The following is a 16,308-nucleotide window of genomic DNA, read 5'->3' on the forward strand; positions in this document are numbered from 1 at the left end:
ATTCATGATTTAAAATTCACAAGTTATCATTAATTTTGCAGGGTGAAATTCGCCGTAGGATTTTGTGATAAATTTAAAATTTTAATGAATTCTTTAATCGATAAATATAATATTCCAGGACCTCGTTACACGTCTTATCCCACCGTTCCTTTCTGGGACGAAAGCACATTTTCACCTCAAAAATGGGAGAAAACCGTGGTGAAAGCTTTTCATGAAAGTAATGCTGAAGAAGGAATATCCATTTATATTCATTTGCCCTTCTGTGAGGCATTGTGTACATTTTGTGCCTGTCATAAACGGATTACGAAACAGCACAGTGTAGAAATCCCGTATCTGGAAAGCGTATTGAAAGAATGGAAATTATATCTGAAGCTTTTTAACGAAAGACCAAAGTTAAAAGAGCTTCATCTGGGTGGCGGAACTCCTACTTTTTTTTCGCCGCAGAACCTTAAAACTTTACTTGAAGGAATTTTTGAAACAGTAGAAATCGCGGAACATCCGGAATTTTCTTTCGAAGGACATCCGAATAATACCTCAAAAGACCATCTCCAGACTTTATATGATCTTGGCTTTAGAAGAGTGAGCTTCGGAGTTCAGGATTATGACCCGAAAGTACAGAAAGCCATCAACAGGATACAGCCTTTTGAAAAGGTAAAAGAAGTAACAGAATGGGCGCGCGAGATTGGATATAGAGGAATAAGCCATGATTTGGTTTTCGGTCTACCGCACCAGAGTTGGGAAGCCATGGAACACACGATCCGCAAAACTATGGAACTGAAACCAGACAGGCTGGCTTTTTACTCTTATGCCCATGTTCCGTGGATAAAAGGAGTAGGACAGAGAGGTTTCGATGAAAATGATTTGCCAAGCGGTGAAGAAAAACGGCGCTTGTATGAAGACGGAAAAACGCTTTTGGAAGAATTAGGATATATCGAAGTGGGGATGGATCATTTTTCTCTTGAACATGATGATCTGTACCAATCTTTGATTCAGAAGAAGCTTCACCGAAACTTTATGGGGTATACTTCAAGTAAAACCCAGCTTATGGTAGGTCTAGGAATGTCAGCAATCTCAGATTCGTGGTATGCTTTTGCCCAAAATGTAAAAACAGTAGAAGAATATCAGAAAACAGTGGAAGAAGGGAGGATCCCTGTAATAAAAGGGCATATTTTGAATGAAGAAGATTTAATAATAAGAAGACATATTTTAAACCTGATGTGTCAGCTGGAAACCAGTTTTGATACCCAAAATTCTTTTCCTGAACTTGAAAATGCATTTAAGATGCTGAGAGAAATGGAAAAAGACGAGTTGGTAGAGATATATGACCGTCAGATTAGAATTACCGAAAAAGGAAGGGCATTTACAAGGAATGTAGCCATGGTCTTCGATCTGAGAATGATGAGAAATAAACCGGAAACCAGAATTTTTTCAATGACCATATAATATGAATCGCAGGGCGCTCTTTATTCTGATTGTGCTCTATGCACTCATTTTTAGTGTTTTAAAGACCATCAGATTTCCCAACGACTGGTCAGAAGCACATTGGATGCTCGACTACAGGTTCGGGTTCATAAAAAGAGGACTTGCCGGTGAAATCTTTGGTCTTTTTTCAAATAAAAGTGAATTCAGTATTTTTATTCTTTCTGCTGCTATTTTAGGTGTACTGTATTTTGTTTTAATATATATTGCGGTAAGAAATGCGGATTTGAAAAAGCCTGAAATGATCAGCTATAATGCCTTGTTTTTTATTCTTTTTTTTCTTTCCCAGTATATCGTATTTTCTGCACATTTGATAGGGTACTTTGATCATTTAATTCTTCTGATGACTATACTTTGTATCTATTTGATCAGAAAAAAAATGGTTTTTATACCATCGATTTTAATGACAATTGCAATTTTTATTCATGAGATTTCTTTTTTTTTAATGCTCCCTATTTGTCTGTTTACTTTGTTAGTGATTGAATTTAAAGATAAAAAATTCACCTTTAATAACATTTTTACTAAACAGGTGATCAAAAAATATTCTGTGTTTTTACTACTCCCGGTTTTGGCAACCATTATCGTTTCTGTCTATCAGGAAATAAATGGGAGTGATTATTTTACGAAAATAATAGGATATTTAAAAAATATTAGTTTTATAAGTGATTTTTCCGCCGACTCCGTTGCATCAGCTTATACTCATACATTTACGTATTATTTGAAAGAAGAAAGCGGTTATTTTTTTCAAAGAATATTTGTTTCAAAATGCTCAATATTTTATGGGATTCCTATTTTATTTATGATGTTTTTAACCTATAAAAAATTTAATACGCTTAATATTTATCTATTAATTATACTAGGAATTTCGGTACTATTTCCATTATTACTGCATTCAATTGCTTGGGATACCTACAGGATTTGGTCTTTTCCTTACATCATATTATTTCTTGCTTATTGGGTTTTGAATTCGGAATACAGAAATGAACAATTTCCCGAAAAAAATCCTTTATGGGTGTGGATTCTTTTTATTGTTTGTATGCTTTTCTTATCTTTAGTTTCTACCCCTTTATTTGATGGTGAAGCAGAAAGATTTTCTTTAACAGATAGGATGTTGATTTTATTACCTCTAAGCTTAGGGATAATCTACTATATAAAAAACCCCATGAGTAGATCATGAGGTTTTGTTTTTTTTTATTTAATGATTAATTTCTGACTGTAAGATTTCAGGTCACCAGATTTGATATTGATATAATATACTCCTGCCGGTATTCCGGTGATATTAATTCCGTTATCACTGTCTAATTTTATTTCGTCTACAACTTTTCTGCCTTCTGCACTGATAATTTCAGCGGTCATATTGCGGTCTTTTAAGCCTTCAACAAAAACTCGTTCAGAAGCAGGATTTGGGTAAATTTTTACGCCACTGAAAGTTGCTTCCTGTATTCCTAAGGTACTGGTTTTGATTTTATAAATTTTCCCGTTGTTCACTGCCGCAACGTACAATTCTTTAAGATTATCTTCCCCGAAAGTTGCAAAATTGTTTCCTGTATAAGCCGTACTCCAGGTTATTGCATTTCCGGCATCTAAAATTCCTATTTGCTGTGAACAGTAATCTGCAAAGAAATATTTTCCCTGAAGAGTAGGAGATTGGGTTCCTCTGTATACATATCCACCTGTAATAGAACATTTGCCGCCGGAATGATCATACACCGCTACCGGAAAAGTCATCGTTGTAGAAGCAGCACATCCTGTAGTATTGTAAGCACTGTTTCCTTCATAGCAACGCCATCCGTAATTAAGACCGGCTGTTGTAAGCGGTATTGTATTGATCTCTTCGATGGCACCTTGACCTACATCTGCGATCATGACATTTCCTGCCGTCAGATCAAATGAAAATTTCCAGGCGTTCCTTAATCCGTAAGCCCACACTTCATCGGCACCGTCCACACCTACAAAAGGGTTTCCCGAAGGAATATTGTATGCGGCGGAAGAATTCACATCGATTCTGAGCATTTTCCCTAAAAGAGAATTTTTATTTTGCCCGTTATTATTGGGATCTCCGCCACTTCCGCCATCTCCGGTGACAATCCATAAATTTCCGTCCGGAGCAAAGTGAATGCTTCCGCCATTATGATTGTCAAAAGGTTTTGGGATATTTAATAAAATCTTTTCAGAAGCAGGATCCGCAACATTAGAATTTCCTGCACTCACGCTGTATCTCGCAACTACAATATTTCCTGCCGTATTGTTATAATACACAAAAAAATAACCGTTAGTAGCATATTGAGGATGAAATGCGAGTCCTAAAAGCCCTCTTTCCCCATTAAAAGTTATTTTGCTGCTGATGTTTAAAAAATCTGCAGTATTGATGGTTCCATTTGGCTGAATGATCTTTATAATTCCGTTCTGTTGTACTACAAACAGGCGGCTGTCGTTAGCATTGGTAATCTCTACAGGATTGGTGAGACCCGTTGCAAACTCTTCCAGAAGGAAACTTTGTGAGCTCAGAGCCAGAGAAGAAAAAATGCTTACCGAAAAGAGTAGTTTTTTCATAATATTTTGATATTTAGTGTTTTATGTTATATGAAAATTTCATACCAAAGAACAATTGAAAAATTCATTAAAATCCTACCCTAAAATTATTAAATCTTTAATAGAATAAGAAATACCGATATATCTGAAAATAAACCATTTCTGTTCTTAAAAATTCATAAAATATCAAGAAAATCATTATATTTGCCGACTTAATTTAACGTAGTTATAACAAAATGCAAGGAAAAGGACTTATTACAATTGTTGCTATTGTACTAGGGTTAATTTGCTTAAATGAGCTATTACCAACATGGTACGCCGGCAAAATTGAAAGGCAGGCAACTGCTATTGCAGGAGACAATCCGGAAAAGTATCAGAAAGAAATCGCAAGACTTTCTAAGGATACACTGAATCTAGGTTTTACAGAACTTTATTACACCAAAGCAAAAGACAAGGAAATGAAACTTGGTCTTGACCTTAAAGGGGGAATCAATGTTCTTTTAGAGATCAATCAGAGAGATCTGGTGAATGATTTAACCAATTATTCTACCAATCCTATTTTGATTGAAGCTTTAAATAAGACTGATGAAGCACAGAAAAACTCTACCAGATCTTACATTGATAATTTCTTTGTACAGTTTGATGCGGTAAACAAAGCAAGAGGTGCCAATCTTAAACTTGCAGATCCGGAAATTTTTGGAAATACCAATCTTTCTGAGATCAAATTCAATACAACTGATGAGCAGGTTCAGAGCATTATCAAAAGAAGAATAGACGCTTCTGTAGGAACTGCTTTTGAGGTGATCAGAACGAGAATTGATAAAATGGGAGCAGTTCAGCCCAATGTTCAGAGAGTTCCGGGTACGGCAAGAATTTCTGTCGAAATGCCGGGAATGAAAGATATTGATAAGGTAAAGAAAATGCTTCAGACTTCAGCAAAACTTCAGTTTTGGGAAGTACAGCAAGTACCGGAAATGATTCCTTACTTTCAGACGTTAACTTCTACAATTGCTGTGAAAGGCGATTCCATGGGAGTGGCTAAGAATGTAAACTTTATGAATCTCCTGCAGCTTGATAAATTAAAAACAAACGGAGTAGCGAGCGTAAAATTATCTGATACGGCTGCTGTTAATAAGATATTAAACAGTAAAGTAGCCCAGTCATTGCGTCCTGCAAATATTAAATATACCCAGTTCATGTGGGGTTACAAGCCGGAATCTACCGATGATCAAAGCTTGGTGTTATATGCGATCAGAGGTTCTATCAATCAGAAAGCTCCGGTTGACGGTGCAGTAGAAAGTGCAAACATCAGCTATGATCAGATGAGCAGAGTGGTTGTAGATATGCAGATGGACTCTAAAGGAGCCAAAGACTGGAAAACATTAACAGAGAAAAATGTTGGGAAACCGGTTGCCGTAACTTTGGATAACAGAGTATATACAGCGCCTAATGTTGTCAATGCAATTCCAAACGGAAGAACGCAGATTTCAGGTAATTTTTCTCAGGAAGAGGCTAAAGAATTGGTAGATGTTTTAGGAGCAGGTAAATTACCTGCGGGTGCAAAAGTAGTACAGGCAACACAGGTAGGTCCTTCATTAGGACAGGAATCTATCGATGCGGGGATGGTTTCATTCGGGATCGCGTTCTTAATCATTATTGCATATATTATTTTCTATTATGGCGGTGCAGGTGTATTTGCCGTAATTGCAATGATTATCAACTTGTTCTACATTTTCGGAATTATGGATTCCGTAGATGCTACTTTAACCCTTCCAGGTATTGCAGGGATCGTGCTCACCATGGCGATGGCGGTAGATACCAATGTAATTATTTACGAAAGGACAAAAGAAGAATTATTTGCAGGAAAAAGTATTATGGAAGCCTATAAAGATGGTTTCAAACATGCCTTGAGTGCCATTGTAGACGGTCACTTAACAACCTTATTAACGGCAGGTGTACTTTTCCTTTTCGGAACGGGACCTATCAAAGGTTTTGCTTTAACGTTAGGAATCGGTATCTTGATGACCTTCTTTACTTCTGTATTGATCTCAAGAGTAATGATCTTCTCAAGATTAGAAAAAGGAAAGCAGCTTTCTGTATGGACGGCTCCGACGAAAAATTTATTCAGAAATACCTGGATCGATTTTATCGGGAAAAGAAAATATGCATATATCATTTCTGGAATTTTAACAATAGTTTGTATTGCCTCAATCGCCATTCACGGATTTAAATACGGAATCGATTTTACAGGAGGTAGAAACTATGTAGTACGATTTGATAAAGATGTTAATGCTGAAGATATTGAAGCAAACTTGATCAAAGTATTTAAAACGGAAGACGGAAAAAATTCTTCTGTAGAAGCAAAAACTTTCGGAAATGCAAAACAGCTTAAAATTTCTACGGATTATCTGATTGAAGATGAATCTCTGAAAGCAGATCAGACTGTTGAGCAGAAATTATACACGGGTTTAAAATCAAGCTTACCGGCAACGCTTTCAATTAAAGATTTTAAAGCTGCTGATAAAGACCATGCAGGAATCATTTCTTCTGAAAAAGTAGGCCCTACTGTTGCAGATGATATTAAAACACATGGGATTCTGGCTGTTGCCGCCGCTTTGGCAGGTATTTTCATCTATATCCTGGTACGATTTAGAAGATGGCAGTTTTCACTCGGTGCTGTTGCAGCATTGTTCCATGATGCGGTTATTATTTTGGGAGCCTATTCATTGCTTCATAAATTTATGCCATTCAATATGGAGATCAATCAGGATTTCATTGCTGCGATTCTGACGGTATTGGGATATTCAATTAATGATACTGTAATTATCTTCGACAGGATCAGAGAATATTTGAGAGAGAAAAAAGCTCTTACTTTGGCAGGATTGTTTGATGATTCTATTTCAAGTACATTGGGTAGAACTTTCAATACCTCTTTTACTACGATTCTGGTAATTCTTGCGATCTTTATCTTCGGAGGAGATAATTTGAGAGGATTTATGTTTGCCATGTTGATCGGTATTGCTTTCGGTACGTATTCATCCATATTTATTGCTTCGGCAATTGCATATGACTTCCTGAAATCAGGGAAGGAAGATCACGTTCACGGTAAAACAACTTCCAATAAAGAAGTACTTGCTTCAAAGTAATAATTACTTTAATAAATAATAAAAAAGCCTTTCAAATTGAAAGGCTTTTTTTTATTGATACCACCTTTTTAATTAAACCATTTTATAGGTATCTGTAATTTAGAATCATTTGTCTTTCAGATTTGATTATTTTTGCATCGTTATGGAAAACTCAAAGAAGAAAGCAGCCATAGGCTTTATATTCATTACGCTTTTAATCGACATTACGGGATGGGGAATTATTATTCCCGTAGTTCCGAAGTTGATTAAAGAACTCATTCATGCAGACATCAGTGAGGCGGCAAAATATGGAGGATGGCTGGGTTTCGCCTATGCTTTTACCCAGTTTGTGTTTTCACCGATTATTGGAAATTTAAGTGATAAATTTGGAAGAAGGCCAATTATCCTAATTTCACTTTTCGGTTTTGCCATTGATTATATTTTATTGGCACTTTCGCCCACCATTTTGTGGCTTTTTGCAGGAAGAATTATTGCAGGAGTTACCGGAGCAAGCGTTACGACCGCAAGCGCATATATTGCAGATATTTCTACGGATGAAGACCGTGCGAAGAATTTTGGTCTTATTGGTGCCGCATTCGGACTTGGTTTTATCATTGGGCCGGTTTTAGGAGGTATTTTAGGCCATTATGGTTCCAGGGTTCCTTTTTACGCGGCGGCAGGATTGTGTCTGCTCAACTTTCTTTACGGATATTTTATTTTGCCTGAAAGTTTAGATAAGGATAAAAGAAGAGAGTTTGACTGGAAACGCGCAAATCCTGTAGGATCATTTAAATTCTTGGGAAAACATCCCGAAATTTCAGGGTTGATCGTCGCGTTGATCTTAATCTATGTTGCAGGTCATGCCGTACAAAGCAACTGGAGTTTTTTCACCATGTATAAATTCGACTGGACCGAGAGAATGGTCGGGATTTCTTTGGGAGTGGTAGGTTTATTGGTAGGTTTGGTACAGGGCGGTTTGATCCGTTGGACAACCCCGAAACTAGGCGAAGAGAAAAGTATTTACTATGGTTTGGCACTTTATGCTTTAGGAATGTTGTTATTTGCATTTGCCACAGAAGGTTGGATGATGTTTGTTTTCTTAATTCCATACTGTTTGGGAGGGATTTGTGGACCCGCATTGCAGTCGGTTATTACCAAAAGTGTCCCATCCAATGAGCAGGGAGAGCTTCAGGGAGCACTCACAAGTCTTATGAGTGCAACAGCAATTATAGGTCCTCCCATGATGACCAATCTGTTTTATTATTTTACCCATGAAAAAGCTCCTTTTAAATTTTCCGGAGCACCTTTCTTTCTGGCATTCATTTTAATGACAATAAGTGTCATCGTTACTTATTCTGCTTTTAATAAGCAAAATTCTCATAAAAAGGAGTAAATCTTTATTATATTAAAAAAGAATGTCACTTTGTATTGTGTTTTTTTATATATTTGGAAAAAAACATAAATATGAAATTTAATACAATACTGGTCAGCTTTCTGATTTCTTCCCTTTTTATAAGCTGCAGCAGTGATGAAACATCTACCCAAGATACAACCGGAACGAATTCTTCTACGGTCCCTGCTGTTTACAATAAAATATATGGCGCTTCGAGCATTACGTCAGATGGCACCTATGTATATATTAAAACCAGCGGTACACCCGATCATAAAAGTGTCTATTATCCTACCAGCAACAGTTTATATGAAAGTTTTTCGGGAACCACGTTCGGAGGATATATGTTTTCAAAAAACCCAAATTCAATATCAACTAAAAATTATACTTTTAAAATTCCTTTAAATCCTACCGTTGCTTCAACCCATTCTGCAACCCCTTTAGGCCCGATTGGCGTTTCACTGAACGGAGTTCCGTTTTTTAATCAGTATGCAGGTCCTAATCAGCCTTTATCGGGTGAGATTGTTTCTTTTGATCAGTGGTGGGGACATCCTGCACAAGGTGGTGATTATCATTATCATGTCGAACCAAAATATCTTACCACCGTAAAAACTTCAAAATCAGCATTATTAGGTTTTTTATTGGACGGTTTTCCTGTCTATGGCCCTGATGAAAACGGATCCGCCGTTGCGAGTGCTTCGTTAGACGCGTATCACGGCCACACTTCGGCAACAGCTGATTATCCAAACGGAATCTATCATTATCACATCACAAGTACAGATCCTTACATTAATGGAAACGGGTTTTATGGCACTGCGGGTACGGTCAGCAATTAGTTTTTTATTGTTCTTTTTTTTGGCTTGCCATCCTGAAGACCAGAAAAAATTAAAATATTATTATTTCAGCGATATCAATCTGGAAAATAATAACGGCTTGGTTACCCTTAATCATCAGCCTTTTACCGGTATGGTTTATTCATTATATCCGAATACGAAAGATACGGCAGAAGTAATGGGTTTTAAAAATGGAAGAGAACATGCGGAATGGAAACAGTTTTTCCCCAACGGAAGATTAAAACAACGCCGTTTTTTTGATAACGGGATTAAAATTAAATCTTTGAAAGAATGGTGGGATAACGGAAAACTGAAATTGTCGTGTTCTTTTCTAAAGGGTGAAAATCATGGAGGGTTTTCAGAATGGAACAGGGAAGGAAGACTCGTAAAGCAAATGCATTATAATATGGGTTATGAAGAAGGAAGCCAGAAACAGTTTTATGATAATGGGAAAATACGCTCAAATTATATCATGAAAAAAGGCAAACGATACGGATTATTAGGAACTAAAAATTGTGTAAATGTCAAGGACAGTATTTTTAAAAAGTAGTTTTGCAGTTTTTATATTGATGGTTTCCTGTCAAAAACAGAACAGCACAATACCGTATTACAACACTCCTGAATTTACACCACATTTTCTTTCTAAAAAGCAGGCTGTAACTGAAATTTCACATACAATTGCCCCATTTTCTTTCACAGATCAGGATCAGAAAATGATTACAGAAAAAACGGTAGATCACAAAATACATATCGCCAGTTTTATTTTTACGTCTTGCGGAAGTATTTGTCCTGTAATGATTAAAAATCTGGAAATTGTAAATAAAAAATACGGAAAAGATCCATACGTAATGCTGCTTTCTTATTCTGTTACCCCATGGATTGACACCCCGCAAAAACTGAAAGATTTCAAAACAGCCAACAAGATCAAAAATCCCAACTGGCATTTTCTGACCGGGAAAAAAAGTGAAATCTATACCCTCGCAAGAAAGTCTTACTTTGCTGAAGAAGATTTAGGATTTACCAGTGACAGTACAAAATTTTTGCATACAGAACATATAATTTTAGCAGATCAGAATAAAAAAATAAGAGGAATCTACAACGGAACTTTGCAGACAGATATTGAGCAGCTTGTAGAAGATATTGCAGTCTTAAAGAAAGAATAAAGCTTAATATTTTATTAAATCTTACATATTTGATATTGGGATTCATATATCTTTTGTAATTTAGCATCATGGAATTAAGCATTGGAGAAATGGCACTCATTGCCATTGCAATTGTAGTTTTATTCGGACCCGATAAACTACCTCAGATTGCTCGTGATCTTGGATCCGGAGTAAGAAAAATGCGTGGTGCTGTAGAAGATATCAAAACCGAAATCATGAAGGAAACGGATAATCCCGTTTCCGAAATCAAACGTGAGATCGAGAAAGTAAAAGATGCAGCCAAAGATTTTGACCCGATGAAAAATCTCCAGAAAGATACCCTTCCGGAACCTGTTTCAGATGAAGTGCCAAAAATAAAACCTTCAGAAGACGAAACCTATGAAGGTCCTGTAAGTCGATAATGAGAGAGATTATTCTTGAGGATAAAAAGATATTTCTGTATCTTAATAATCTGGGAGATTCTGCTTTTGACCCATTTTGGACGATGATTTCCGGAACATGGATCTGGGTTCCGCTGTATATTATTTTCTGCTATTTTATTTACAAAAATTTTAAACTGAAATATGTTCTGTATATTTTTCTGTTTACTGCAATCGGAGTAACCATCTCTGATCAGGTAGCCGAAATTTTTAAGTACGGAGTCGCAAGATTAAGCCCTTGTTATGACCCGTCGGTTAATCATTATATGAGAACAATAAAATGTGGCGGAGAGCTCGGCTTTTACTCTGCCCATGTTTCAAATACGTTTTTTCTGGCCACTTTTTTAAGTATTTTGTTAAAAAACAACCTTAATTGGTTTCCTTATGTTATATTTGTATGGGCTGCAGTTGTAGCATACAGCCGCATTTATTTAGGAGTGCATTTCCCGATAGATATTTTGGTGGGGGCGTTTGTTGGAATTTTATTGGGAGTGATCTTCGCTATGCTCGCAAAAAAAGTAATCAGCAAACAAACCATACAACCATGAAAAAACAATTACTATTTCTTACTTTAACTCTTTTATCGTTTAACGTCTATTCTCAGGATAAAAAAACAGCAGAAGAGTGCTTCAAAAAAGCAGACTATAAATGTGCCGAAGAGCAGTACGCAAAACTGGCAGATAAAGAGCAGATCCAAAAATTTCAGTCAGAATATTATAACAATTTAGGAACTGCACAGAGACGTCTGGGTAAAATTCCGCAGGCTTTTAAATCGTATGAATCTGCTTTGAAGTCAAATCCTTTATCGGCATCGGTGTATGCCAATTTAGGTTCGATTCATAATCAGAAAGGAAGCAAGACCAAAGCTTTGGAATATCTTAACAAAGGCTTGCAGATCGACAATCAAAATGCCGAAATGTATCTTACGCGCGCCAAAGTATATGAAAATCTGGGCAAAAAAGATCTCGCCGCTCAGGATTTTAATCAGATTCTGACCTTTGCGCCGGATAATATTCTTGCGAGAACAGGATTGGCAAATCTTAAAAAAAGAAACAATGATCTGGAAGGTGCTTTGAAAGATTACAACCAGTTACTTTCCGAAAAACCGGAATCTTTACTCTATAACGGAAGAGCAGATGTTTTTCTTAAACTTAAGAAGCATAAAGAGGCACTTCTGGATGTGAATAAGGCCATCTCAATAGATCCTAAATTCTCACAGTCTTACGTCACGAAAGCTTCTATATTATTTGACAGCGGAAAAGAAAAAGAAGCATGCACCAATCTTGATAAAGCTGTTGCTACAGGGTTTGAAAAAGCTGCTTTAGCGGAACTTTATGCAAAATGCACCGTTAAAAATTAATCGTTATGATAAGGTTTTCCCTGTAAAATCTGGTCTGCACGATACAATTGTTCAACAATAAACAGCCGGATCATCTGGTGGGTAAATGTCATTTTAGATAATGACATTTTTTCGTTGGCTCTGGTGTAGATTTCATCTGAAAAACCATACGCTCCGCCAATCAGAATATGGATCTTTTTTACTGAAGAATTCATCCAGCTGTCTATTTTCTGGGAAAATTCTCTGCTTGTGAACTGTTTTCCTTTTTCATCTAAGAGAGTTACCCAATCGTTTTTGTCGATGTAATTCATGAATAACTTAGCTTCTTCTTTTTTCAGGAGATCCGGCGAAAGATTTTTTGCATTTCTAATATCCTGAATCTCAATAATTTCAAAATTCCAGTGTTTGGGAAGACGGTTGAGATAATAATGGATCAAAGAGCTGATTTCTTTGTCATCCGTTTTCCCGATGCAGAGCAGGCTGATTCTCATATTATGGCAGTTTCTTTGAGGATCCAAAGATATTTAAATACTTTTATTTTACAGATTTATTTCTATATAAAAGTCGTCATTGGGATTAAAATAAATTCACCTAAATTTGTAGCGTACAATCAAAAAAACAGATCAAATTATCGCATAAAGAATGGGTATAAAAGCTCCGGGATTTATCCTGAAAATTCAAGAATACTTTAAAGATATACATATTCCTGTATTGGGAATATCTCTTTGGCATTTGTTTCAGATCTATTTTGCAGGGGTTTTCAAAGGTAAAATTGGTAAAAAGGCCGCCGCAATCTCATGGAGTTTTACTTTAAGCCTGTTTCCTTTTCTTCTTTTTTTACTGTCTGTTATTCCGTACATGCCTCATTATGATAAGCTTCAGTTTTACATTTTTGAAGTGTTAATGCATAACATTTTCCCATCCAATATCGAAGGTGATGTAAGAAGTTATATAGAACACAACATTATTCCCAACATGAAGGGAATCAGTAATTTAACAATTCTTCTTGCCCTTGTTTTTGCGACTAACGGTACTTTTTCTTTAATTAACGGCTTTAATGAAAATTCAGAAGAAAAACTTACGGATGTAAAAGAATTCATTTTATCATTTTTTATAACAATAGGGTTTGTCACGATTGTTTTTATGGCGCTTTTCGGAGTATATTATTCTGAAGTCGTTCTTAAGCTTTTTACGCCTGCTTATAATATTTCCTGGCTCGTCAAGAACCTTTCAAAAATCATTGGTTTTGTCTCTTTTCCGGTATTTTACTTTTTACTTTTGGCGATGTTTTATTGGTTGGGAACAGTGAAAATCATCAGATTCAGACAGGCGGTTCCGGGAGCTATTTTAACTACATTCCTCTTTGTGCTTACCACGTTTCTGTTTGCGATCTATGTAAAAAATATTGCGAGATATAACGTGTTATACGGTTCCATCGGAAGTATGATCTTACTGATGGTTTGGATCAATGTGAATGTATATCTCCTTCTTTTCGGAAACGAACTGAATATGGCACTCAGAAAGCTCAGAATTGAAAAGTTATTGTCTGATCAGCTTAAAAAAGAATCTTCAGAACATTCTACTATGGCAGATCATGAAAATCATCTTAAAAAAAGAAAATCTATTCAAAAAACGCACACGAATGAAAATAATAATCTATAAAAATTTTTTAACGGGCATTCTGTTGTTTACGTTGATGTCATGTGATGTCTTTTTGGACGAAATACATGAAAAAAATGAGCAGGAAAATTTTACTTCTGCATATATGGGAAAATGGACAGGCTCTTACACAGGCGATCTAAACGGAACACTAATATTTAATGTTCAGAAAAATGCAACAGTTGAGATCAACAGAAACGGCCAGGAAATCTATTCTTCTGCACTTATCGGCTCCTCTTTTAATGTAGATAAAGCGCCTTCCGGTTTTATATTGTACGGAAATTTGGAAAACAAATCCGGAACCTGGGAAATGGGAACCTTGAAAGGAACGTGGAGTGTAGCTAAAAACTAATTAAAACTTCTTATCTATCTTTCAATATTTTGCCATGATATTGCACTACTATTTCAGCCGTTTATTCTAATGATTAATTGGTATTTACCTTAAAATCTAAATTGATTCATATCAATTTTTTATTTTTTAACGTTAGTAAGAAGACTTTAAAACAAAATGATGAAAAAATACTTGTTCTCTTCTTTACATGTTGTATAATTTTGGGATTCTCTCAAAAAAGTACTATCTCGTGACAGGAAATACGGTTTTAAATGAAGCCGAATATAAGAATTTTAAAGACAGTGTTTCTGTAAAAGGGAAATTAACAGAAAAAATCGCTTTGGTTTTTAAGAAAAACGACAGCACTTTTGTTTTGCCGCATGTCGAAGTAAGATCTACAAATTCTGTGTGGCATTATTTTAACGATCAGATTTATTTTGAACAAACCTTTAAAAAGAACATTAATTTCACCAATCTGAAAATTATACGTTTAAATAAGAGAATAGATCCTGCAAAGCCGTATTTTGTAAGCTGTTGGTTTGTGAACTGCAATCCCTGTACGTCAGAAATCCCTGATTTAAATAATTTGCAAAAAGAGTATAAAGATAAAGTGAATTTTATTGCGGTTACTTTTGATAAAGGAGATTTTTTAAAACAGTTTTTACAGAAAACACCGTATCATTTCATTCATTTAACAGACCAAAAACCATTATTAGAAAAAATGGAAATTTCCAGCTATCCTACCAGTTTTATTCTAGATAAAAACGGTAATTTTATACGTTTTGTAAGTTATCATAATGCTGTGAGTCAAATGTATACTAAAAAAGTACTTGATCAATTAGAGAAGTGATTTTAAAAGATTAATTCTCTATAACCTCTTTTCCTTCGAACTCAACTTTAAAACCAAAAAACCAGCGACTGCAGCAATAAAAGAAGCAATCAGAATGGCAAATTTAGCTTCATCCTGAATATCGGTTTCGTCTTTAAATGAAAGCAAAGCAATAAAAATAGACATGGTAAAGCCAATTCCTGCTAAAAGACCAACGCCCAACATCTGTAACCAGAAACTGTTTTGGGGGAGCGAACTGATTTTCAGCTGTATAGCGATCCAAGAGAATAGATTAATCCCAATCAGTTTACCTAAAATTAATCCGCAGACGATTCCCATTCCCAGATTGCTGAAAAGCCCGTCAATCATTGCATTATTAAAAGTAATATTGGTATTGGTAAGGGCAAAAACAGGCATAATGATAAAACCTACCGGAATCTGAAGCTGATGTTCCAGTTTTTCCAGAGGTGAAATTTCCGTATCAGATAAGTTGGTTGGAATGGTAAAAGCCAGAATAACCCCTGCAATGGTCGCATGTATACCGGAATGATGCAGAAAATACCAAAGAAAAAGCCCTGGAACAAGATAAAAAATGATTCTCTTTACTTTTAAAAAATTCAGTAAAATTAAGAAAGACGTAATCCCGAAAGAAATCAATAAATACATCCAGTGAATCTGATCTGTATAAAAAATGGCAATCACCAAAATAGCGCCCAAATCATCTACAATCGCTAATGCGGCAAGAAAAATCTTAATAGAATTTGGGATTCTGTTTCCCAGCATAGAAATAACGGCAAGAGAAAAAGCAATATCGGTTGCCATCGGAATTCCCCAACCGCTTCCAAACGAAGTCCCATAATTAAATAGGGTATAAATAACAGCAGGAACCAACATCCCGCCAACAGCGGCAAAAATAGGAAGTGATGCGTTTTTAAACGATGACAATTCACCTTCCAAAAGTTCTCTTTTAATTTCTAAACCTACCAATAGAAAGAAAACAGCCATTAAGCCGTCATTGATCCAAGTGCTTACAGCATATTTCAAATGAAATACGTCTACACCTATTTTCAGATTCAAAAACTGCTGAAAATTCTGGGCTAAAGGTGAGTTGGCAATTCCCAATGCAATTCCTACGCAGACAATAAGCAAAATTCCCGATGTCTGGCTGTTGCTGAAAAATCTTTTAAAATAGATGCTTAAATTCATTAA

General features: G+C 35.8%; 16 protein-coding genes. 13 read left to right on the forward strand and 3 right to left on the reverse strand.

Translation table 11 applies throughout. The annotated features are described in order from the left end of the window. Positions 1-84: 84 nt before the first annotated feature. Positions 85-1,443, forward strand: coding sequence for an oxygen-independent coproporphyrinogen III oxidase (gene hemN, locus N0B16_RS03095; RefSeq protein WP_262989261.1), 1,359 nt, complete (start codon positions 85-87; stop codon positions 1,441-1,443). A gap of 1 nt (position 1,444) precedes the next feature. After that, positions 1,445-2,656: an Rv1490 family membrane protein gene (locus N0B16_RS03100; protein WP_497006661.1), complete on the forward strand. Its 1,212-nt coding sequence runs from the start codon at positions 1,445-1,447 to the stop codon at positions 2,654-2,656. A gap of 14 nt (positions 2,657-2,670) precedes the next feature. On the opposite strand, the gene N0B16_RS03105 is transcribed toward N0B16_RS03100, so the two are convergent. Further along, positions 2,671-4,032, reverse strand: a complete 1,362-nt coding sequence (locus tag N0B16_RS03105; RefSeq protein WP_262989263.1) for a PQQ-dependent sugar dehydrogenase — start codon at positions 4,030-4,032, stop codon at positions 2,671-2,673. A gap of 215 nt (positions 4,033-4,247) precedes the next feature. On the opposite strand from N0B16_RS03105, the gene secD reads away from it, so the two are divergent. The 8 genes from secD to N0B16_RS03145 all read left to right on the forward strand — a co-directional run bounded on the left by secD (position 4,248) and on the right by N0B16_RS03145 (position 12,301). Continuing rightward, a complete protein-coding gene (secD, locus tag N0B16_RS03110) occupies positions 4,248-7,157 on the forward strand; it encodes a protein translocase subunit SecD (protein WP_262989264.1) in 2,910 nt (969 codons plus the stop codon). 142 nt (positions 7,158-7,299) lie between these two features. Continuing rightward, positions 7,300-8,529, forward strand: coding sequence for a TCR/Tet family MFS transporter (locus tag N0B16_RS03115; RefSeq protein WP_262989265.1), 1,230 nt, complete (start codon positions 7,300-7,302; stop codon positions 8,527-8,529). Between the two features lie 71 nt (positions 8,530-8,600). Next, complete coding sequence (locus N0B16_RS03120) at positions 8,601-9,362, forward strand: YHYH protein (RefSeq protein ID WP_262989266.1); 762 nt, start codon at positions 8,601-8,603, stop codon at positions 9,360-9,362. A gap of 19 nt (positions 9,363-9,381) precedes the next feature. After that, positions 9,382-9,909 carry a toxin-antitoxin system YwqK family antitoxin gene (locus N0B16_RS03125; RefSeq protein ID WP_262989267.1) on the forward strand — a complete coding sequence of 176 codons (528 nt, stop codon included), beginning with the start codon at positions 9,382-9,384 and terminating at the stop codon, positions 9,907-9,909. Continuing rightward, positions 9,881-10,522: an SCO family protein gene (locus N0B16_RS03130; protein ID WP_262989268.1), complete on the forward strand. Its 642-nt coding sequence runs from the start codon at positions 9,881-9,883 to the stop codon at positions 10,520-10,522. The genes N0B16_RS03125 and N0B16_RS03130 overlap by 29 nt, the downstream gene beginning before the upstream one ends. Before the next feature lie 68 nt (positions 10,523-10,590). Continuing rightward, a complete protein-coding gene (locus N0B16_RS03135; protein ID WP_262989269.1) occupies positions 10,591-10,923 on the forward strand; it encodes a Sec-independent protein translocase subunit TatA/TatB in 333 nt (110 codons plus the stop codon). Continuing rightward, on the forward strand, positions 10,923-11,489 hold the full coding sequence (locus tag N0B16_RS03140) for a phosphatase PAP2 family protein (RefSeq protein ID WP_262989270.1): 567 nt from the start codon (positions 10,923-10,925) through the stop codon (positions 11,487-11,489). The genes N0B16_RS03135 and N0B16_RS03140 overlap by 1 nt, the downstream gene beginning before the upstream one ends. Next, a complete protein-coding gene (locus N0B16_RS03145) occupies positions 11,486-12,301 on the forward strand; it encodes a tetratricopeptide repeat protein (protein ID WP_262989271.1) in 816 nt (271 codons plus the stop codon). Before N0B16_RS03140 ends, N0B16_RS03145 begins: the two co-directional genes overlap by 4 nt. On the opposite strand, the gene N0B16_RS03150 is transcribed toward N0B16_RS03145, so the two are convergent. Then, positions 12,298-12,771 carry a 23S rRNA (pseudouridine(1915)-N(3))-methyltransferase RlmH gene (locus tag N0B16_RS03150; protein WP_262989272.1) on the reverse strand — a complete coding sequence of 158 codons (474 nt, stop codon included), beginning with the start codon at positions 12,769-12,771 and terminating at the stop codon, positions 12,298-12,300. The two genes, N0B16_RS03145 and N0B16_RS03150, sit on opposite strands and share 4 nt — an antisense overlap. A gap of 151 nt (positions 12,772-12,922) precedes the next feature. Between N0B16_RS03150 and N0B16_RS03155 the strand changes: the two genes are divergently transcribed. From N0B16_RS03155 to N0B16_RS03165, 3 genes are all read left to right on the forward strand, one after another. Next, positions 12,923-13,942: a YihY/virulence factor BrkB family protein gene (locus N0B16_RS03155; protein ID WP_262989273.1), complete on the forward strand. Its 1,020-nt coding sequence runs from the start codon at positions 12,923-12,925 to the stop codon at positions 13,940-13,942. Beyond that, entirely contained in the window at positions 13,923-14,291 is a 369-nt protein-coding gene (locus tag N0B16_RS03160) for a hypothetical protein (RefSeq protein WP_262989274.1), read from the forward strand. Before N0B16_RS03155 ends, N0B16_RS03160 begins: the two co-directional genes overlap by 20 nt. A 229-nt stretch (positions 14,292-14,520) precedes the next feature. Then, positions 14,521-15,120, forward strand: coding sequence for a TlpA family protein disulfide reductase (locus N0B16_RS03165; protein WP_262989275.1), 600 nt, complete (start codon positions 14,521-14,523; stop codon positions 15,118-15,120). 18 nt (positions 15,121-15,138) lie between these two features. Here N0B16_RS03165 and nhaA read toward each other — a convergent pair whose 3' ends face one another. Next, positions 15,139-16,305: a Na+/H+ antiporter NhaA gene (gene nhaA, locus N0B16_RS03170; RefSeq protein ID WP_262989975.1), complete on the reverse strand. Its 1,167-nt coding sequence runs from the start codon at positions 16,303-16,305 to the stop codon at positions 15,139-15,141. Between the last annotated feature and the right edge of the window lie 3 nt (positions 16,306-16,308).

This window comes from Chryseobacterium gilvum (assembly GCF_025628965.1).
In the GTDB taxonomy this organism is placed as follows: domain Bacteria; phylum Bacteroidota; class Bacteroidia; order Flavobacteriales; family Weeksellaceae; genus Chryseobacterium; species Chryseobacterium gilvum.